Here is a 19,477-nt window from a genome sequence, read left to right on the forward strand (position 1 = left end):
GAATCAGTTTGCTATTCTGTTTGGCGATCGATTCACGCAGGCGCGCGGCTAACGATTCCTTTAACCGCCTCACCCACAAAAATGCGGACAGGTTCGATTCCGGAGCGTTCGCGAAGCGACGCCGGATATCGTCGAGCGAACGATACATGTACGCGTCGGCTTCGTCGGGAGCCGGCGCTGGTGTCGCATCGGAACGCCCGAAGTAGACGTGGCCATACTCATGTTCTATGAGTCCTCCAGGCAATACCGCGCGGTAGCTGAACTCGAACATCGCGTTTAGCTCGCAGGTCAGGCCCATTTCTTCGCGAAGCCGGCGCCGCGCCGCACCCATCGTCCCCTCCCCCGGCAAAGGGTGGCCGCAACAGGTATTGGCCCACAAGCGTGCGCAATGATATTTGCTGGGCGCACGTCGCTGCAGTAGCAACTCGTCGCGTGAATTGAACACGTAGACCGACACGGCTCGATGCAACCGGCCCTGCTGATGGGCTGCAAGTTTCTCCATCGTACCGATCTCGCGATCATGTTCGTCGACCAGAATGACGTGGATGTCGGTCATGAATTCGCTCCGCTGAGCGGCGCTACGCGTTCGGTGATCTCGTCCAGTCCAGCAACCCGAGTCGCATCATCGCGTAAAAGACGCAGGTGAGGTGTCCGTTGTCGAGCAGCATTCCGGACGAAAGCAGGCTTTTCACGGCGCTCAACGGCAGCAGCTCGAGCTCGATCTGCTCGTCAGCGTCCGGTTGCAGGGGAGCCGCCAACACCCCGCCCATTGCGAGGAAACAGTGCAGCCTGTTCGAGTGCGTCGCAGGATTGGGCGACACGCTAACGAGCGGTACCAGTTCATCGAACACATGACCGGTTTCCTCAAGCAGTTCGCGGCGAATGGCCGCTTCGGTGCTGGCGTCGCCGGCGTCGATCCAGCCACCCGGAATCTCGAGTGCCTGCTCATGCACGCCGTTCCGGAACTGGCGCACGAAGATCGCTTTGCCTGTACGCGTAAGCGCAAATGCACTGACCCAATCCGGATATTCGAGTACGCACGCGCTATTGCGCGACGTTCCATCGGCATTCCGGAACCAGTCCTTGCGAACGACCATGTCGCGTTCGTGCAGCACGTATTCCCAATCGACACGCGTCATAAAGGTGCAGGCATTCATGGGGATTTTTCCCTATGCCTGGATAAAGATAATCAGGGTGGTTGGAAAAATTATAGAAAATACTGGCGGAGGAATACGACGCAAGTATCGAATAAACCTGGCGGCGGTTTATGAGCGCAGATTTATGGAATGGGGCGGGTTAGGCGTTGGATTAGTAACGTTTAGCTGTGCGGAGACTGTGGTTCAAACTGCAGGATTAGAAACCTGTTGTCCGCTGATCCTTTTTGCTGCGTTTCTGCCGTCGAAATCCGGTTCGAATGTCGGGAAGGGTAATCGCAAACAATGAATCGCACCGCAAATGAGAGCGAAACGGAACTTGCAAGCGTGGCTAACTGACGAAATGTTATGGATCTGCGGGAACTGAATATTATCGTCCGGTACCGTGCTTATTTACTATCCAGTTCAATCCAGATGGTGCGGTGAATTGAGTGGAATCGTCGATGACGCGAATGTATGAGAAGGCGTCCGCGCAAGTTTTGCGGAGCACGGAATTATCGGAGCAAAAAAGAAAAAGGGCTTAGCGTAAGCTAAGCCCTTGAATTCTTTGGTAGGCCGTACGGGATTCGAACCTGTGACCAACGGATTAAAAGTCCGCTGCTCTACCAGCTGAGCTAACGACCCCAAAAGAGAAGCGAAATTATAGCGATGACCCTATGGCAGTGTCAACCCGGCACGCGGCAAAATTCACGCCACCGCGCAGGGCGAACAAGCGCTAGCCATTGCCAGAACCGCCACCGCTCAGCGCGGCGGCGGCTCAAGTCACGCAGGTTACTTGATCTGCGAAAGCTTGCTTTGCGCAGATTGCGCGACATCGGAGCCACCATACTGCGCGACGATCTGTTCGAGCGTCTTTTTTGCGGCGGCCTTCTGCCCCTGTTCGAGCTGGTTGTTCGCGATGGCGAGCAGCGCTTCAGGCGCACGCGGATGCTGCGGGTAGTTCTTCACCACGCCTTGCCATACCGCGGTCGACCCTTTGTAGTCGCGCATTGCGTACAGCGCATTGCCGAGCCAATACTGCGCGGTCGGCTGATACGGGCTTTGCGGAAACTTCGAGATGAAGCTGCGAAACGATGCAGCGGCGCCTTTGAAGTCGCCGTTGCGAAACTGCTGCGAAGCCGCGTTGAACGCGTCCGTCTCACCCGGCTGCACTTCGCCCTGCACGCCATCGACCGTCTGCTGCTGCGGCTCGAACTTCTTCAGCCGGCCGTCGAGGTCGGTGTAGTAGTCCTTCTGCTGCTTCTGCAAGATCGACAACTGGTTCGTCAGATCCTCGTTCTGTCCGCGCAGCGTCGCGACCTGCTGGTTTAGCTGGTCGAGACGGTTCGACTGATCGAGGATCGTGCGTTGCGCAGCCGACAGCTGGTTCGTCAGGCTGTCGGTTTTCGTGCGCAGGTCGAGAATCGCCTGGCGGGCCTGGTCGTCGTCGAACAGGCCGGCATGCGCCGGCACGGCGGCGAAGGCCGCACCCGCTGCGCATGCTGCTGCGGCAAGCCGCAGCCGGGAGAAACGGAGTGTCATTCGGCGCGTTACCCGTTACTGTTGGTAGACGAGGTCGGCGCGGCGGTTTTGCGCCCACGAAGCTTCGTCATGACCGGTCGCGAGCGGCTTTTCCTTGCCCAGGCTCACGGCTTCCATTTGTGAATCGGGCACGCCCATCAGCGACATCGCACGGCGCACCGCTTCCGCACGCTTCTGGCCGAGCGCCAGGTTGTACTCGCTCGTGCCGCGCTCGTCGGTGTTGCCCTGGATCAGCACGTGACGCTGCGGATGCGACTTCAGGTACTGCGCGTGTTGCTGCAGCAGCGGCTGGTACTCGTCCTTCACCGAGTAGCTGTCGAAATCGAAGTAGACGCTGCGCTTCGCGAGCGGGCTGTTCGGATTATTGAGCTCATCGACCGTGACCGGCGCGACCGCATTCGGGTTCGGCTGCGAACCGACGTTGCCCGTCGTGGTGGTGGGGGCCGGCGGCGTCGACTTGCACGCAGCGAGGACACCGACGACCGCCAGCGCGGCCAAAGTAACACGCAGTTTTGACTTCATGCTTTACTCTCCTTGTGTGGTTATTGCATAAACGGGCCCCAGGACGGCTCGCGTACGCTGCCACCCTGAACGGATAGGACCTGCCGCGTCCGACCGTCGGTCGATACTGCGGCCAACACGCCACGGCCGTTCACCTGAGTGGCGTAAAGGATGTACTGACCATTCGCCGCGAAGCTCGGCGATTCGTCATGTGTCGTGTCGGTGAGCGCCGTTGCGACACCCGACTGCAGATCCTGGATGTACAGCTTGAAACCGCCGCCGGTGCGCGAAATATACGCCAGTTGCTTGCCGTCCGGGCTGATGCGGGGGCTCGTGTTGTAGCTGCCGGTGAACGTTACGCGCTGCGCAGCGCCCGCGCTTTCGCCCGTGGCCGGCATTTTATAGATTTGCGGCTGACCGCCGCGGTCGCTCGTGAAATAGATGGACTGGCCGTCCGGCGAGAAATCCGGTTCGGTGTCGATCGAGCTGCCTTGCGTGAGGCGCCGCAGGCCGGTGCCGTCCGCGTTGACCGCGAAGATCTGCGTGTTGCCGGTGCGCGACAGGGCTACCGCCAGCGTGCGGCCGTCCGGCGACCACGCCGGCGCACTGTTATTTCCCTTCTGGTCGGACACGATGACACGGCGGCCGGTCGGCAGATCGTGGATATAGACGATCGGCTTCTTCTTCTCGAACGACACGTATGCGACCTTCGTGCCGTCCGGCGACCATGCCGGCGAGATGATCGGCTCGGGGCTCGACAATGCGATATGCGCGTCCTGACCGTCGGAATCGGAAATCTGCAGCTGGTAGCGGTTACCCACCTTGATCACATACGACAGGCGTGTGGCAAACACGCCGCGCGTGCCCATCAGCTTTGCATAGATGTAGTCGGCAACCTTGTGCGCGCTCATCCGCAGACCGCTTTCCGGGCTTACGAGCACGAGGCCGCCGAGGTTTTCCTGCTTGACGGTGTCGTACAGCTTGAAGCGCACCTCATACTGGCCGTCCGGGCGCTTCGTCACGCTGCCGGCGACGAACGCGTCAGCGCCCTTGGCCTTCCAGCTGCCGAGGTCGACTGTATCGTTCTCGGAGATCGGCGTGGAACCCGCGTCGACGTTGGTGAACTTGCCGCTGCGTTGCAGATCCTGGCGTACGATCGTGCTGATCTGCTGCGGGGAAGTCGCTTCGTTCGCAAAATTCGCTGTTGCGATCGGAAACTGTGTGGAGCCGACGCCCGTCACGAGGACGTTCAGCTGTGCGTGTGCGGCGCCGCCTGCTGCAATCATGCAAGACGCCACCAGTGTTCGCAGGCCTAGCTTCGTCATCAAACTCATGCTTTATCGATTCCCCATAGTACAAAAACCTTCATAACTGCAAACAGACACAAGCATGCAGAAATCGTTCCCGACTGCGGGGCGACCTTGCCGGGCGTGCCCCGCAGCTTTCAGCATGCCTTAAGGCTGGCCTGGTAAGCCGCGCCTTGCCAACCTTCGTTCATGCATTGCTCACCGTTGCTCAACCCGCCGGACGCAGCGTAATGGTAAAGCTGGCCGGTGTCTTGCCATTTGTGTCTTGCGGCATCGGATCCGAACGCTGAACTGCGCGCAATGCAGCGTCGTCCCATTGCGAATTGCCGCTGCCGCGCGTGATGGTAGCCGACAGCAACGTGCCGGTCGGCGCGCAGCGCACCGAAACCACGGTTTCAAGCCCTTGCGTGTCACCCGCCCACACGATGTTCGGCCGCACGCGCCGCTGCACCTTCTCCGCGTAGCCGGCCGATGTCGCGGTGCCGCCCGCGCCGCTGCCGGTGCCGCTCTTCGCAAGGCCGTTGCCGCTCGAACTTTCGCCGCCGGCCAGCCCCTGCAGCGCCGCGAGCCGCTGGCGGCGTTCCTGGTCGAGCTTCTTCGCGGCTTCGGCCTGCGCCGCGGCTTTCGCCTTCGCGGCCTTGTCGGCTTCCGCCTTTTTCTGCGCGTCGGCCTGTGCCTGCTGCTGTTCCTTCTGCTGTTCCTGTTGCTTCTTCAACTGATCCTGCTTTTGCTGCTCGGCCAGTTGTTGCTGCTTGAGTTTTTGCGCCTGCAACTGTTGCTGTTGTAGCTGCTGCTTTTTCAGCGCCGCGGCCATCTCGGCCTGCTGCTCGGCGAGTTGCTGCTGGCGCTTCGCTTCCGCTTCCTGTTGTGCCTGCAACTGTTGTTGCCGCTGCTGCTCGGCCAGTTGCGCGGCGCGCGCGGCTTCTTCCTGCTTGCGCTTCTTTTCCTGCAGCGCGATGTCCGCCTGCTCATCGGGCACGGGCGGCGCCGGTGCGACCGGCACCGGCGGCGGCGGGGCGCGGGGCGTCGACAGGTCGGGCACCGCGGTCCACAGCTCGGCTTCCGCGCCTGCGGGCGTGCTGTTTTGCCATTGGATGCCGTGATACAGAAAAAATCCCAGCAACACATGCATCAATGCCGCGAGCGCGAACGCGCGCAGCGTGCCGCGTTCGCGCGGCGGCTGTAACGGATAGGCGGATTTCTGGCGAATCATTGCGGTTTGACGAGCAATCCAACGCGCTTGACGCCACGCGCCTTCAAATCGGACATCACGTTCATCACCACTTCGTACTTCACGGTCTTGTCGGCGGCGATCACGACCGGCTGGTCGGGATGCGATTGCTCACGGTCGGTGACGAAGCTGTTCAGGTCCGCCCGCGTCATGGTTTCCTGCTGCGTCGCGCCCGCGTCGTCCTTGTAACGCACGCTCAAGTTGCCGTCCGGGCGGATGTTGACGACGACCGGCGGCGTTTGCTGCTGCGGGCTTGCGCCGCCGACCGTCGGCAGATTGACGATGGACGGTGCGACGAGCGGCGCCGTCACCATGAAAATCACGAGCAGCACGAGCATCACGTCGATGTACGGCACGACGTTGATGTCGGACATCGCGCGGCGCGAGCGGCCGCCGCGCATGCTGGAACGAAGGGAGGAACCGGCCATCGTGGACTCCTTAATGCGCCTGGCGCTGCAGGATGTTCGAGAATTCTTCGATGAAGGTCTCGAAGCGGATCGCGAGGCGGTCGATATCGTGAGCGTAGCGGTTGTACGCGACCACTGCAGGAATCGCCGCGAACAGGCCGATCGCGGTCGCGGTCAACGCTTCGGCGATGCCCGGCGCGACATTCGCGAGGGTCGCCTGCTGTACGTTCGCGAGGCCGCGAAACGCGTTCATGATCCCCCACACCGTGCCGAACAGGCCGATGTAAGGGCTCACCGAGCCGACCGACGCGAGAAACGCGAGGTTCGCTTCGAGCACGTCCATTTCACGCTGGAATGCCGCGCGCATCGCGCGGCGCGCGCCGTCGAGAATCGCGCCCGGATCGTTCAGGCGCTTCTCCTTGCCTTTCAGAAACTCGCGCATGCCGGATTCGAAAATGCGCTCGAGCGCGCCGATCCGGTGACGGTTGTTCGCGGCGCTCTGATACAGCGCCTGCAGGTCGCCACCCGACCAGAAATCGCGTTCGAAGCGTTCGGTTTGCCCGCGTGCGCGGCGAATCGCAAACCATTTGCGGAAGATGAAAGTCCAGGACATGAGCGATAGCAGCAACAGTAGCGCCATCACTGCCTGCGCCAGCAGGCTCGCATTGAGAACGAGGGAAACGATCGACAGATCTTGTGTAGTGTTCATAGAGGTTCGCTGTAACGTCCCGCAAAGGGGCGTCCGGCTGCAAGGCGGATCGAAGCGTTTGGTGAGGGAACCGGAAGCTTCGGGGAATCCTTTCGCCGAACCATGCTTGGTCTTGTTCTGACCGTTACGAGTTCACTGGCCAGGTATCAACGGTGCTCACGCGTCAGCCGTTGACATGTCTGTACCCGTGTTGCCTGAGTCGTTGCTCGGGCCGCAATCTGACGGACCGCGCCGTAACGCGGCGGTCACGGCCGGCGCGATCGCGATGGGCCGCAGCGTGGCGGCATTCACGCAGCCGACGCGAATCGTGCCGGTCACGAGCAGCGTGCCGTCGCGCCACGCTTCCTGCGCGAAATCGACCGTTGCGCGGCCGAGCTTTTCGATCCGGCTGACGATCGTCAGCTGGTCGTCCAGACGCGCGGGCGCGCGATAGTCGAGCGCGGTGCTGCTAATGATGAAGAGCGTGCCGGTTTCGCGTACAAGCCTACCTTGTTCGATTCCGCAAGCGCGCAGCCATTCGGTGCGCGCGCGTTCGAAAAACTTCAGGTAGTTCGCGTAGAACACGATGCCAGCGGCGTCGGTATCTTCGTAGTACACGCGAATCGGCCACGTAAAGCCGATTTCGGCGCCGGGCTGACTGCTAGGCGTTTTCATGTCGCGCATTTTACCGGAACCCGGCGAACTGCCCGTTTTTTCGGCACATCGCTCGTCTGGTCAGCCGCGATGGATCGACAGGCCGGCGAACGACTGCGCAACAGGCATCAGTTCGATCGAATTGATGTTCACATGCGCGGGGCGCGTTGCGACCCAGTAGATCGACTCGGCGATGTCTTCCGCGGTGAGCGGCTGCACGTCCTTGTAGACGTTTGCGGCTTTCGCATCGTCGCCATGAAAGCGCACGTTCGAAAACTCGGTGCCGCCGCACAAACCGGGTTGAATATCGGTGACGCGTACGGCCGTGCCGGCGAGGTCCGCGCGCAGGTTCAGGCTGAATTGCGCGACGAAGGCCTTGGTCGCGCCGTACACGTTGCCGCCGGCGTAGGGCCAATTGCTCGCGACCGAGCCGAGATTGACCACGTGGCCGCGATTGCGCTCGACCATGCCTGGCAATAGCGCACGCGTCATCTGCACAAGTCCCTTGCAGTTCGTGTCGATCATCGTTTCCCAGTCGTCGAGGTTGGCCTTCTGGGCCGGCTCGAGGCCGAGAGCGAGACCCGCGTTGTTGACAAGCACATCGACCTCGGCGAAGCCCGCCGGCAATGCGGCGGGCAGCGCGGCGACGGCTTCGCGGTCGCGCACGTCGAGTTCGAGCGGCAGCAGGTTTTCGCCGAGTTCGCGGGCGAGCGCGTCGAGACGATCTTTACGGCGCGCGGTGGCGACCACGCGGTGTCCGCCTTTCACGAAGGCGCGAGCGATGGCGGTGCCGAATCCGGCCGACGCCCCGGTGACGAAGACGATCATTGCAAATCCCGGTTAGTTGAGAAAGGCGACAAGCCTACTTCCATTGTCGCGCCCGAGCAACCGGCCGCGACGGCCAGTTCTGGTGCGCGGCGCACTTGCCGCTTGAGCGGCCGGAACAGCGGAGGAAGCCGGGGCCTCGTGGGGCGCCCGGGTTCCCGGTCCGGCGGCCCAGCCGGCGGAAGTTGTGGTGGCGGATCGGGTGGCCATTTTGACGGCAGAGTGGGCGGCCATCGGGGGGAGCGATGAACTGGCGCACCCGCGGAAGGCGCGGCAGATGAGTGGGCAAACCGCGGCGGCGACACATATCCATATCCGCTCTCGCGCGCAGTCATCGGTTCCGACACGCGGCCGGCTGCCGACGCCGCCCGGCGCGCCTCGGTCCAATGCGTCCAAGTAGTGAATTTGTCAGGGTTTTTTGCCTTCGCGTGGGCGCCGCAACGCCGGTTGCCTATTCGATGCGCTTCCAATAAACTAACGCGCTCACCCCTGCGTGACTGGCGATAGAACCCTTCGGGTTCAAGGTGGAGCAACCCACCGTGAAGCGCGGGGCTCCGTTTTGCCGTTCGCCTGGGCAGCTGTGATCCGCGCGCCATCGTTTGTGCTGCCGGTCGCTGGCTTGCCTCGCGTGTGCGGTGTCCCTGTAGTCCGCATATCCAGGTTTCCAGTTTCCGGCCGCGCCGCGCACCAGCTTGCGCGCCTTGCGCACGCGTTGTGCGTGCTGTTACGCGCAAGATCGGGCGCGGAACTGCGTGTGGACTCACAGTCAACCGAACATTCTCAACGGAACGCACATGTTTGATAAAGCCCAAAGCACCATTGCGAACGTCGACCCGGAAATCTGGCAGGCGATCGAGCAGGAAAACCACCGCCAGGAAGAACATATCGAGCTGATCGCGTCGGAGAACTATACGAGCCCGGCCGTGATGGCCGCGCAAGGCTCGCAGCTCACCAACAAGTACGCGGAAGGCTACCCGGGCAAGCGTTACTACGGCGGCTGCGAGTACGTCGATATCGTCGAGCAGCTTGCGATCGACCGGGTCAAGCAGCTGTTCGGCGCCGAAGCCGCGAACGTGCAGCCGAACTCGGGCTCGCAGGCGAATCAAGGCGTCTTCTTCGCGATGCTCAAGCCGGGCGACACGATCATGGGCATGAGCCTCGCGCATGGCGGCCATTTGACGCACGGCTCGCCAGTCAATATGTCGGGCAAGTGGTTCAATGTTGTCAGCTACGGGCTCGATACAGCCGAAGACATCGACTATGAAGCAGCCGAAAAGCTCGCCCACGAACACAAGCCGAAGATGATCGTCGCCGGCGCATCCGCGTTCGCGCTGCGCATCGACTTCGAACGGCTTGCGAAAATCGCGAAGTCGGTCGGTGCGTATCTGATGGTCGATATGGCGCACTACGCGGGCCTGATTGCCGCCGGCGTGTATCCGAACCCCGTGCCGCATGCGGATTTCGTCACTACCACCACGCATAAGAGTCTGCGCGGTCCGCGCGGCGGCGTGATCCTGATGAAGGCCGAGTTTGAGAAGCAGATCAATTCGGCCATTTTCCCGGGCATCCAGGGCGGACCGCTGATGCACGTGATCGCCGCGAAGGCCGTCGCGTTCAAGGAAGCGCTGTCGCCGGAGTTCAAGGAGTATCAGCAGCACGTGATCGAAAACGCTCGGGTGCTCGCCGAAACCCTGGTGAAGCGCGGTCTGCGCATCGTGTCGGGCCGCACCGAGAGCCATGTGATGCTGGTCGATCTGCGCGCGAAGCACATCACCGGCAAGGCGGCGGAAGCGGCGCTCGGCGCGGCGCACATCACAGTCAACAAGAATGCGATTCCGAACGATCCGGAAAAGCCGTTCGTCACGAGCGGCATCCGTCTCGGTTCGCCCGCGATGACCACGCGCGGCTTCGGCGTGAAGGAAGCGGAGCAGGTGGGTAACCTGATTGCCGACGTGCTCGACAATCCGGAGGACGGCGCCACCATCGAACGCGTGCGCGCGCAGGTTGCCGAGCTGACCAGGCGTTTCCCGGTCTATCGCTAACCGATCATGCGCTGCCCGTTCTGCCGGCACGACGATACGCAGGTGGTCGATTCGCGCGTATCCGAAGACGGCGCCGCGATCCGGCGCCGTCGTCGTTGTCCGGCTTGCGACAAGCGCTTCACCACCTATGAGCGCGTCGAACTCTCGCTGCCGTCGGTCGTGAAGAAGGACGGCAGCCGCGTTGAATTCGACCGGCGCAAGATTGTCGCCAGCATGAAGCTCGCATTGCGCAAGCGGTCGGTCGCAGCCGATGCGATCGACGCCGCAGTCGCTCGCATCGAGTACCAGCTGCTCGGCAGTGGCGAGCGTGAAGTGCAAAGCGAGCGCCTGGGAGAACTCGTGATGAACGAGTTGCGCGCGCTCGACACGATCGCCTACGTGCGGTTCGCGTCCGTCTACCGGCGCTTCGAAGACGTGTCCGAGTTCGAGGACGTGATCGAGGAGTTCCGCCGGCTGCCGTCGCCATCCGACGCACCGAAGCCCCGGCGCAAGCGCTGATTGAGCGCTGAGCCATTCGGCAATCGCTTCGGTTGTTGCTTCGTTCTGCAGCATCTTTTCCCCCTTTCAACTGACCCGGTTCTGCAACGTTCCGTCGCCGTGATGCGATCGACACGCGTTCGATATTGCGTGCGATTGCATTTGCGCGCTACCTGGCCATTCGGCAGATTGTTAGCACCTTGAAGCAACGGTACAGTCGTCGCCGTCGTTGCTGAAAAGGGAGGCTGACGATGAGAAACGATGGCTGGACAATGGGTGCGCAAAACGGCTTCACGCTGATCGAAACGCTGGTGGTGGTCGCGCTGCTGGTGCTGCTCGCAGCGATGGCGACGCCGTCGTTTGTCGCGTGGCAGACCCGCGATCTGGTCAATGCGCGTGCGTACGCGTTGTTATCGACGCTCGAGTACGCGCGCAGTGAAGCCATCCGGCGCGGCGTGCGCGTCATCGTCTGTCGTATCGATGCGGCACGGCACTGTCTCTCCACGGGACAGGCGTGCCGGTCGGGCGCCGCGGACTGGTCATGCGGTTGGGCCGTCATGGTCGAGCGGGCAGGCGCGCTGCTCGCACTGCGCATGCAGCCGGAACTTGCGGCAGTCAGCATCGCCGGCGCATTGACGAATCTCACCTTTACACCGCCTGCAGGCCAGGCAATCGGCAGCTTCCGCAGCTTCGATCTCGCGCCGCGCAACCCGTCGAAGGTAACGCAAGGTAACCCGTGGCATCGCTGCATCCGCATTGCTGCGGGTGGACGCGCACGTATCGCCGAAGGCGCTTGTGGAGCCGCCGCATGAATACTTCACCGATACGTTATTCATGCGTTCAGCGTGGCGAATCGCTGATTGAAGTGATGCTGGCGGTCGTGCTGACTGCGATTACCGCACTCGGACTGATTGCCGCGCAAATGTGGATGATCCGCGATGCGCGCGCGACAGCAACGCGCGAGCATGCCGCGCTAATCGCCGATGCGCTCGTCGAGGCGATGCAACGCGCGCCGCAGAGCAACGCGGCGCTGTCGCAATGGCGTGCGCGAGCGGCCTCGATGCTGCCGCAAGGCGACACGTCGGTGAACGGCGCCGGCGACAGCACGTCAGTCGTGCGCGTGACGTGGCACTCCACTGCCAATTCGCCACGCTCCGGCGAAGTGATCGATATGCCGCCGCCGTGCGGGGACATCGCGGTGCCCGCCGGTACCGGCTGTGTCGTGCTCGCATTTGCCCGGTGATGCGGCGCGTGCTTCGTTCGAACGGTCACACGCTGCTCGAGGTGATGATTGCGGTTGCGCTCGGTCTCATCGTGACGGCGGGTGCGGTGTCGCTGTATCGGTCGCAGCGGCTCGCGCTCACGCGGGCTACCGACGCTGCGCAGATGCACGACGCCGGAATGACGGCGCTTACGCTGATCGCACTGCAATTGCAGATGGCCGGCTTCACACCGGCGGATGCCGCGCCGGCGGGCGCATCGGCCTCGGTTAGCGCGCTGTTCGGTTGTTCGGCCGCGCGTCCGGTCGGAACCGACGATCGCCTCACATGCGAAGCGCTCGCGGGTCATTCGGACGGCATTGCGATTCGCTACGTCGCCGATAACGTTTCGACCTGGCCATCGGCCGCCGCGCAGCCAACCGATTGCCTTGGCCAGGGACTCGTGCGCACGCTGCCGGCAGATGCGCAGGGCGTACCGGTCGTCAACCGCTTCTACGCGAAAGCCAGCGGCTCCACCGGAGAGCCGGAGCTGTATTGCGAGGGCAGTGGCAAGGCCGGTTCATCGCAACCGCTAGTGGAGGGCGTCGAGCGGCTGCGGCTGCGCTACTGGCCAGCCGCCGCGCCGGCCGCGCTCGATGCATCCGCACTGACGCCGGACCAATGGAACAGTGTCGTCGCGGTCGACGTCTGTGTGCTCGTACGCGGTGCGCGCGATACCGCGCCAAGCCGCTATGTCGATTGCGACGGCGTGCCGGCGGTCGGTACCGACAAGCGGGCTCGCGACGCATTCTGGCGGCGTATCGCGATCCGCAACAACAGTGGAGGTGAAACATGATGCGTTGCGGACCGAAACCGACGCGCGCAATGAAGCGTCATACGGTGCGTCGCGGCGGACGCGATCCGCGACGCAATAGCGCGCCGCGCGCGCCGCGTCGCACGCGCAACCGGGGCGCGGCATTGCCGGTCGTGCTGATGCTGTCGTCGATGATGCTGGCCACGTCCGCTGCGTGGTTTGAAACGTCGGTGGCGGCCGCACGCGGTGCGGCGAACCTGTATGACCAGCTGGTCGCGTTTCATGCGGCGGATTCAGCATTGACGCTGTGCTCGCAACGCGTGCTCGCGGGCGACGTGTCATCGGCTGAGCCTTTCGGGGACGGTGAGCCGGTCGCGTGGAAATCGCCCGCTACCTTTGGCGCGACGGCGTTTGCTCCCGTCGCGAAATGGCAAGGTTCGTTCGAGCCGCCGCAATGCGTAATCGAAGCGTGGCGTCTTTCGACGCGTCCGTCCGCACACGCATGGCTCATCACGTCGCGCGGGTATGGCAGCACGCAGGACGCGCAGGCATGGCTGCAGCTTCAGCTGGTTGTCGACAACGGCGGCGTCGAGCGTCATTGGCGGCGTATTGCCGCGCGGCCGTTCTAACGAGCGCGCTGCGCAACGGCTATTCAATCACCTATCCGGATCGACCGAATGAAGCTTCCGATCAACGCATTTACATTGCTGGAACTGGTGATCGCACTTGCAATCATCGCTGTGCTGGCTGCTTTCGCGGTGCCGTCGTACCGTGCGCAAATCTCACGTGGACACAGAATGGATGCCGCGGCGGCGCTCTATCGCGCGGCGCAATTCGTTGAATCGGCGCCGCGCGGCGGCGGCACGATTATGTTGCCATCCGGATTCGATCAGGTGCCGCAATCCGGCGCTGCCGTCTACCGGTTGCAGATGCTGCCCGCCGATGATGCAAACGGCGGTTATACGCTGGAAGCAAGACCCACGGAAGCGGGCCCGATGCATGACGACCGTTGCGGCATCTTCGCGCTCGACGCGACGGGGCTGCGTTCGAATCGCGCGAGCGCGACGTCTGGTGCGCCGGTCGATCTGGGGTCCGGTGCGTCATCGGGCAACACGCTGAGCGTCGATTCCGTGCAATGCTGGAGCGCGCGGTGAAGCGTGCACGGGTTTGTATGCCGGTTCGCGTATGCGCGCGCAAAGCGCCCGCACCCGCACCCGTACCCACGTCTACATGATCAACCGCCCGCGTCCGCTGCCTGCTCCGACGAATCAGCGCCCGCGCCGTTGCGAATGTCCTTGCCCGCGCCTTTGCCAGCGCGTCCGCCCGTTTCGCGCCGGATTTGCTGCCAGATCCGGTAAGCTTCCCAGCCGGCCAGCACGACGCTGCCCCACTTCAGCACCGGCTTTGCTGTCGCCGTCACGCTGGTGCGCAGCGGCTTTGCGAGCAGCAGCGACACGATCGAGCTCAGCAGCGGGTACTGCTTCAGCAGACCGCCGATGCCTTTGCTGGTCGCGCTGCGCACGCCCCAACGCATGCTGGCGAAGCCCGGCAGCACGAATTTGAGCCAGCTGAAACGAATCACCGCCTGGCGCAACTCGATGGTCGACTGCGCGAGCTCCATGCGTTCGACGTCCGCACGCACGATCAGCAGTTCCTTGCGCAGCGCGCGCATCTGCGGCGTGCTCAGGTTTTTCGCCGCAGTGTGCTGACGGCGGAATGCGGCATCTGAATGGACCGGGCTCATGAAGTGTCAGTGCAGCGTCTGAGGTAGTAGAAGAAGTCGCGGTGGACGGCCGATGCGAGCAATGCAAGCGGTAAGCTCGCCGGCCAATCCTCGCGTCGACGCGAAGCGCAAGCGCAACGCGTCAGCTTGAATGCTTACGGAAAATCTCGCGGTCTTTCTCGAACTCGGTGAGCGTCGCTTCGAATACAGCCGGCGCATTACGCAGATTGCCGCGCGCACGCAAACCGCACGCCAGCGCGGCGAGCGCATAGACAATCGTGATGCCCGCGAGCGCCTGCCAGCGGTAGGTGTCCCAGAACGCGATCGCAATCAGCGCGGTCAGCGCAATCAGCGCCATCATCGCGAGCATCATTGACGCGAGTCCGAGAAAAAGCACGGCAAGCAGGCGGTCTTTTTCTTCTGCGAGCTCGATACCGATCAGTTCGAGCCGGGTCTGCAGGATCGAAAAGACGGAACTGAAAATGCGACGCAGCGGGCTGTGTTCGGCGCGCTGCGATTGGGTATCGGTGGTCATGGCGTGAGCGCGTTACCCCGTGAAAGTGCACCGGAAATTCACCGGAAGCCGCACCGGCAGCGCACTGGAATCGACCGGCCGGCGCTCGTATGCGCCGGCCAGGCCGTGTCTGAAAACGTGTCCGGCTCAACGTCAGAAAACGTCCCGCCGAGCCGGCCGCCCTGTTTGCAGCCTGAGTTGCAGCCTGAGTTGCAGCCCGAGCTCGCGGCCCATGTTCTCGACATGACCTGCCGCGATGCTTCCAGCGATACTTCGTGCGGTACTTCCCGCGGTGCTTCCCGCATTACTTCCGATTGATCAGCAGGCCCACCAGCACACCCGCACCCACCGCAATGCCGATCGACGTCCACGGATGCTCGTGCACGTAGTCGTCGGTCGCGCGTGCCGCCTTTTTGCCTTTCTCGACCACCACCACTTGCACATCCGCCGCTTTTTCCTTGGCCTGTTTGAGCCGCGACAGTGCGGTTTCGCGGAGTTCGGAAGCGCGTTCGCCGGTTGCGCTCGCGGCCTGCTTCAGCAGATCTTCAGCGTCTGCGAGGACTGTTTTGATATCCGACATCAATCTCTCCTTGTTGACTTCCGACATTGATTGCTCCCTTCATGCACGCTACGCGTGGAATCGTATCCAAAGAAATCGCCGCTGGCGAGTACGGCTCGGGAAACGGGCGGATCGGGGTCATCGCGACACCGCAGAAACCGTTCCCGGCTCACCAGTTGCGCAACAAACGACCGACAAGCGATAAAACCGATGAAAAGCGCGCGGCGATGGATCGGGACGGCTCCGGCGCCAGGCGTCACGCTCGTACGATGCTCCCACATTAATAGCACGGGCAACTGGATCTGACCCGCTAAGTTTCACTCATCGTGACCAAAATTACAAAAAACTCATATGTGTATGACGCTCCGTTCGTTAGCCGGACAGGGGTGCGTCCGGTATGCTCTAATTTTTCTACGCACCGCCGGCCCGTGCCAGGCGGACCATTCGAGCATTAAAGGAGCTGCATGATGAGTCTACGTCTTGGCGACACCGCACCTGATTTCGAACAGGATTCGAGCATCGGCCCGATCCGGTTCCACGAGTGGCTGGGCGACAGCTGGGGCGTGCTGTTTTCGCACCCGGCTGACTTCACGCCGGTATGCACGACGGAACTGGGCCTGACGGCGAAGCTAGCGGGCGAATTCGACAAGCGCAATGTGAAGACGATCGCGCTGTCGGTGGATAACGCGAAGTCGCACCAGGAGTGGATCAAGGACATCAACGAAACGCAGGCCGCGAGCGTCGGCTTTCCGATTCTCGCCGACGGCGACCGCAAGGTGTCGCAACTGTACGACATGATTCACCCGAACGCGAACGAAACGCTGACGGTGCGGTCGCTGTTCATCATCGATCCGAAGAAGAAGGTGCGGCTGATCATCACGTATCCGGCGAGCACCGGCCGCAATTTCGACGAGGTGCTGCGCGTGATCGACTCGCTGCAGCTGACCGACAACTATCAGGTCGCGACGCCGGGCAACTGGAAGCACGGCGACGACGTGGTGATCGTGCCGTCGCTGAAGGACGAAGAAGTGATCAAGCAGAAATTCCCGAAGGGCTACAAGGCGCTGCGTCCGTATCTGCGGATGACGCCGCAACCGAACCTGAAGTAAGCCGCTGGCATAGCCAACGCGAAGGCAAAGGCACAGGCCAACGCAAAGGCAACGCAAAGCCGGGCCACGGGTGATCAGAAACCCGCAGCCCGGCTTTTTATTTTGGCGAAACCCATTCGACAATCACGCAAAGCCGTGCGCGTCGATCAGCCGGTCCACCGTTTCGATCACGAACTCCGGACCGATCGCCGTCGTGCACTGGAACCGCTGCATGCCGTTCCCCGCGCGGCGCGGGCACCAGTTGAAATCGTCGGGATCGAACTGGTGCGCGGTATCGTTAAAGCAGCTATTGCAAGGGTGAAAGTTGATCACGCGCCACGGCGTGTGGAACTCAGTCTTCGGATGCGAAAAGCCGCTGATCATCACGACCGGCGTGCCGACCGCCCACGCGAGCCACGATAGCCCGCTGCCCAGCCCGACAAAGAACGCGGCGTGCGCTAGCAGGCTCGCGCGCTCTTGCAGCGGCCGCTCGCCGGTGAAGTCTTCGGCATCTGCCGGCATCCGGTTCAGTGCGCCGGGCAGCCCGTATTCGCGATCGCGATCGATGCACAGCACGCGAAACCCGCGTTGCTTCAGATGCGCGATCAGCGTCGGCCAGCCGCGCGGGTTGTTCCAGTATTTGCATTGGGCCGTCGCCTGCGTCGCGATGCACACGTACGGTTGCGCGATGCGTCGCAGGGTGTCCGCGACGATCATCCGCGGCCGCCTTTCTCCGGGCGGTACGCCGAGCATGTAGGCGACCGCGTCCTGCATGCTGCTCACGCGCGGGTCGGTCGGCTGATGATCGCGTTCGTCGTAGGGGGAAAAGAGGCCGACGTGATAGGTCGCGTAGTACGGCGCGCCTGATGCGCCGATCGCGTCGGTGTCGCAATCGGAGACGAGCTCCAGCTCCGGGTAGCCGGCGCGAAACAGCGGGTGCAGTGCGACCGGCAATGCGACACGCAATTCGCATCGATGCTGCTCGCGAAACGCGTCGATCACCGGCATCCATGCGAGCGAGTCGCCGAGCGCGGGCGACGCCAGACGCACAAGAACCGGCTGTCCGGCCGCATCGAACGCATGCTCGAATACGAGACGCGCACCGTCGAACACCTGCAGTCGTGTACGCACAAAATACTTGCGCCGGCTCGCCACGGTCGCACCCGCTTCGACCGCTTCATCGAACACGACGTTGTGCGTGTCGATGTCGATCATCCGCACGCGCCAGCCGTCGACCGGGACCTGTACCCGGCAGCCGTAGTTGAAATCGAAGCGCACGCCTTCAGGCCCATTGAACACCGGCGTGCCGGGCCGCGCGAAGGTCGATTCGGTCAGGCCGTGCTGGGTGCCGGTGCGGGCGACGGTTTCGCTCATGCTTTCTCCGAGGCGGCGCCGACCCTGTCTGTCGACCCCGCGTCGGAGATCGGAATCGGCGCATCAAAAAAAATGCAGCCGACACCTTAAGCGGGCCATTTGCCCATCCGAATTGGACAAGTCTTAAATCGCGTCCGTACCAGCCTGAGTTGCTGACTCTGTCAGAAGAAAGCCTGGATCCCGGTTTGAGCGCGTCCGAGAATCAGCGCGTGGATATCGTGCGTGCCCTCGTACGTATTGACCACTTCGAGATTGACCAGATGCCGCGCGACGCCGAACTCATCTGAAATGCCGTTGCCGCCGAGCATGTCGCGCGCGGTGCGGGCGATGTCGAGCGATTTGCCGCACGAATTGCGCTTCATGATCGACGTAATCTCGACCGCCGCGGTGCCTTCGTCCTTCATGCGGCCCAGGCGCAGCACGCCTTGCAGGCCGAGCGTGATTTCGGTCTGCATATCGGCGAGCTTCTTCTGGATCAGCTGATTCGCGGCAAGCGGCCGGCCGAATTGCTTGCGATCGAGCACATACTGGCGTGCGGTGTGCCAGCACGATTCGGCGGCGCCGAGCGCGCCCCACGCGATGCCGTAACGCGCGGAGTTCAGGCAGGTGAATGGCCCGCGCAAACCCTTCACATCCGGCAGCCGGTTCTCTTCGGGAACGAACACTTCGTCGAGCACGATCTCGCCGGTAATCGACGCGCGCAAGCCGATCTTGCCGTGAATGGCCGGCGCGCTCAGTCCCTTCCAGCCCTTCTCGAGAATGAATCCGCGAATCTCATCCTTGCCGTTCTCTTCGAGCTGCGCCCAAACAAGGAACACGTCGGCGATCGGTGAGTTGGTGATCCACATCTTCGAGCCGGACAGCGAATAGCCGCCATCGACTCGCTTCGCGCGCGTGACCATGCTCGCCGGGTCCGAGCCGTGATTCGGTTCAGTCAGGCCAAAGCAGCCGATCCACTCGCCACTCGCGAGCTTCGGAAGGTATTTGTCCTTCTGCGCGTCGGAGCCGAATTCATAGATCGGCACCATCACAAGCGACGACTGCACGGACATCATCGACCGGTAGCCTGAATCGACCCGCTCGACTTCGCGCGCGATCAGCCCGTAGCTGACGTAGTTCAGGCCCGGGCCGCCGTACTGCTCGGGGATGGTCGGGCCGAGCAGGCCGAGCTCGCCCATCTCGCGAAAGATCGCGACGTCGGTCTTCTCGTGGCGAAACGCTTCGAGCACGCGCGGTGCGAGCTTGTCCTGAGCGTAGGCCGCGGCTGCATCGCGCACCATGCGTTCTTCGTCGCTGAGCTGCTGGTTGAAAAGCAGCGGGTCGTCCCAGTGAAATTGCGCATGCGCGGCCATGATCTCTCTCCTGAATACTCGATTGCCCGATCGGTCGACTACCCGGG

24 protein-coding genes, 1 tRNA gene and 1 riboswitch are annotated in these 19,477 nt (G+C 62.7%); of the genes, 9 read left to right on the plus strand and 16 right to left on the minus strand.

Going from position 1 to position 19,477, the window contains the following annotated elements; genetic code table 11:
* Both idi and BX592_RS26400 read right to left on the minus strand, forming a co-directional pair.
* Positions 1–556, minus strand: a 556-nt coding sequence (gene idi / locus BX592_RS26395) for an isopentenyl-diphosphate Delta-isomerase (RefSeq protein WP_134196203.1), incomplete at its 3' end; no start/stop codon positions are given.
* Between the two features lie 22 nt (positions 557–578).
* Positions 579–1,157 (minus strand): NUDIX hydrolase, encoded by a 579-nt coding sequence (locus BX592_RS26400; RefSeq protein ID WP_134196205.1) that lies wholly within the window; start codon positions 1,155–1,157, stop codon positions 579–581.
* Here BX592_RS26400 and BX592_RS26405 point away from each other — a divergent pair.
* Entirely contained in the window at positions 1,156–1,443 is a 288-nt protein-coding gene (locus BX592_RS26405) for a hypothetical protein (RefSeq protein ID WP_134196207.1), read from the plus strand. The two genes, BX592_RS26400 and BX592_RS26405, sit on opposite strands and share 2 nt — an antisense overlap.
* Before the next feature lie 259 nt (positions 1,444–1,702).
* Here the strand turns inward: BX592_RS26405 and BX592_RS26410 are convergent.
* From BX592_RS26410 to ydfG, 9 genes are all read right to left on the minus strand, one after another.
* Positions 1,703–1,778 (minus strand) — tRNA-Lys (locus tag BX592_RS26410).
* A gap of 147 nt (positions 1,779–1,925) precedes the next feature.
* On the minus strand, positions 1,926–2,675 hold the full coding sequence (ybgF, locus tag BX592_RS26415; protein WP_134196209.1) for a tol-pal system protein YbgF: 750 nt from the start codon (positions 2,673–2,675) through the stop codon (positions 1,926–1,928).
* A 15-nt stretch (positions 2,676–2,690) separates the two neighbouring features.
* On the minus strand, positions 2,691–3,197 hold the full coding sequence (pal, locus tag BX592_RS26420; protein ID WP_134196211.1) for a peptidoglycan-associated lipoprotein Pal: 507 nt from the start codon (positions 3,195–3,197) through the stop codon (positions 2,691–2,693).
* Positions 3,198–3,217: 20 nt separating this feature from the next.
* Complete coding sequence (tolB, locus tag BX592_RS26425) at positions 3,218–4,510, minus strand: Tol-Pal system beta propeller repeat protein TolB (RefSeq protein ID WP_134196213.1); 1,293 nt, start codon at positions 4,508–4,510, stop codon at positions 3,218–3,220.
* A gap of 181 nt (positions 4,511–4,691) precedes the next feature.
* Positions 4,692–5,696, minus strand: coding sequence for a cell envelope integrity protein TolA (gene tolA, locus BX592_RS26430; RefSeq protein WP_134196215.1), 1,005 nt, complete (start codon positions 5,694–5,696; stop codon positions 4,692–4,694).
* Complete coding sequence (gene tolR / locus BX592_RS26435; protein WP_134196217.1) at positions 5,693–6,142, minus strand: protein TolR; 450 nt, start codon at positions 6,140–6,142, stop codon at positions 5,693–5,695. The genes tolA and tolR overlap by 4 nt, the downstream gene beginning before the upstream one ends.
* A 10-nt stretch (positions 6,143–6,152) precedes the next feature.
* Positions 6,153–6,830, minus strand: a complete 678-nt coding sequence (gene tolQ / locus BX592_RS26440; RefSeq protein ID WP_134196219.1) for a protein TolQ — start codon at positions 6,828–6,830, stop codon at positions 6,153–6,155.
* A 156-nt stretch (positions 6,831–6,986) separates the two neighbouring features.
* Positions 6,987–7,493, minus strand: coding sequence for a tol-pal system-associated acyl-CoA thioesterase (gene ybgC, locus BX592_RS26445; protein ID WP_134196221.1), 507 nt, complete (start codon positions 7,491–7,493; stop codon positions 6,987–6,989).
* Positions 7,494–7,544: 51 nt separating this feature from the next.
* Positions 7,545–8,291, minus strand: coding sequence for a bifunctional NADP-dependent 3-hydroxy acid dehydrogenase/3-hydroxypropionate dehydrogenase YdfG (gene ydfG, locus BX592_RS26450; RefSeq protein ID WP_134196223.1), 747 nt, complete (start codon positions 8,289–8,291; stop codon positions 7,545–7,547).
* 480 nt (positions 8,292–8,771) lie between these two features.
* Positions 8,772–8,871, plus strand: a riboswitch (ZMP/ZTP riboswitch).
* A gap of 211 nt (positions 8,872–9,082) precedes the next feature.
* Here ydfG and glyA point away from each other — a divergent pair.
* From glyA to BX592_RS26485, 7 genes are all read left to right on the plus strand, one after another.
* Entirely contained in the window at positions 9,083–10,330 is a 1,248-nt protein-coding gene (glyA, locus tag BX592_RS26455) for a serine hydroxymethyltransferase (RefSeq protein ID WP_134196225.1), read from the plus strand.
* 6 nt (positions 10,331–10,336) lie between these two features.
* On the plus strand, positions 10,337–10,828 hold the full coding sequence (nrdR, locus tag BX592_RS26460) for a transcriptional regulator NrdR (RefSeq protein WP_134196227.1): 492 nt from the start codon (positions 10,337–10,339) through the stop codon (positions 10,826–10,828).
* Between the two features lie 230 nt (positions 10,829–11,058).
* Positions 11,059–11,619: a GspH/FimT family pseudopilin gene (locus BX592_RS26465; protein WP_134196229.1), complete on the plus strand. Its 561-nt coding sequence runs from the start codon at positions 11,059–11,061 to the stop codon at positions 11,617–11,619.
* Positions 11,616–12,050, plus strand: a complete 435-nt coding sequence (locus BX592_RS26470) for a type IV pilus modification PilV family protein (protein ID WP_134196231.1) — start codon at positions 11,616–11,618, stop codon at positions 12,048–12,050. Before BX592_RS26465 ends, BX592_RS26470 begins: the two co-directional genes overlap by 4 nt.
* A complete protein-coding gene (locus BX592_RS26475; protein ID WP_134196232.1) occupies positions 12,050–12,862 on the plus strand; it encodes a PilW family protein in 813 nt (270 codons plus the stop codon). The genes BX592_RS26470 and BX592_RS26475 overlap by 1 nt, the downstream gene beginning before the upstream one ends.
* Positions 12,863–12,891: 29 nt before the next feature.
* Positions 12,892–13,449 (plus strand): pilus assembly PilX family protein, encoded by a 558-nt coding sequence (locus tag BX592_RS26480; RefSeq protein ID WP_243849739.1) that lies wholly within the window; start codon positions 12,892–12,894, stop codon positions 13,447–13,449.
* A gap of 48 nt (positions 13,450–13,497) precedes the next feature.
* The gene (locus tag BX592_RS26485; protein WP_134196234.1) at positions 13,498–13,974 is read left to right on the plus strand and encodes a type IV pilin protein; all 477 of its coding nucleotides are present in this window, start codon (positions 13,498–13,500) and stop codon (positions 13,972–13,974) included.
* 80 nt (positions 13,975–14,054) lie between these two features.
* On the opposite strand, the gene BX592_RS26490 is transcribed toward BX592_RS26485, so the two are convergent.
* From BX592_RS26490 to BX592_RS26505, 3 genes are all read right to left on the minus strand, one after another.
* Entirely contained in the window at positions 14,055–14,564 is a 510-nt protein-coding gene (locus BX592_RS26490; RefSeq protein WP_134196236.1) for a DUF3318 domain-containing protein, read from the minus strand.
* 121 nt (positions 14,565–14,685) lie between these two features.
* Positions 14,686–15,078: a phage holin family protein gene (locus BX592_RS26500; RefSeq protein ID WP_134196238.1), complete on the minus strand. Its 393-nt coding sequence runs from the start codon at positions 15,076–15,078 to the stop codon at positions 14,686–14,688.
* Positions 15,079–15,361: 283 nt separating this feature from the next.
* A complete protein-coding gene (locus BX592_RS26505; protein WP_134196240.1) occupies positions 15,362–15,664 on the minus strand; it encodes an ElaB/YgaM/YqjD family protein in 303 nt (100 codons plus the stop codon).
* 419 nt (positions 15,665–16,083) lie between these two features.
* Here BX592_RS26505 and BX592_RS26510 point away from each other — a divergent pair, with 419 nt between their 5' ends.
* Positions 16,084–16,725, plus strand: a complete 642-nt coding sequence (locus BX592_RS26510) for a peroxiredoxin (protein ID WP_134196320.1) — start codon at positions 16,084–16,086, stop codon at positions 16,723–16,725.
* A gap of 123 nt (positions 16,726–16,848) precedes the next feature.
* Here the strand turns inward: BX592_RS26510 and BX592_RS26515 are convergent, their stop codons facing one another.
* Complete coding sequence (locus tag BX592_RS26515) at positions 16,849–18,078, minus strand: autotransporter strand-loop-strand O-heptosyltransferase (RefSeq protein WP_134196242.1); 1,230 nt, start codon at positions 18,076–18,078, stop codon at positions 16,849–16,851.
* Between the two features lie 161 nt (positions 18,079–18,239).
* Complete coding sequence (locus BX592_RS26520; protein ID WP_134196244.1) at positions 18,240–19,430, minus strand: acyl-CoA dehydrogenase; 1,191 nt, start codon at positions 19,428–19,430, stop codon at positions 18,240–18,242.
* Between the last annotated feature and the right edge of the window lie 47 nt (positions 19,431–19,477).

Source organism: Paraburkholderia rhizosphaerae (assembly GCF_004366595.1).
Lineage (GTDB): Bacteria > Pseudomonadota > Gammaproteobacteria > Burkholderiales > Burkholderiaceae > Paraburkholderia > Paraburkholderia rhizosphaerae.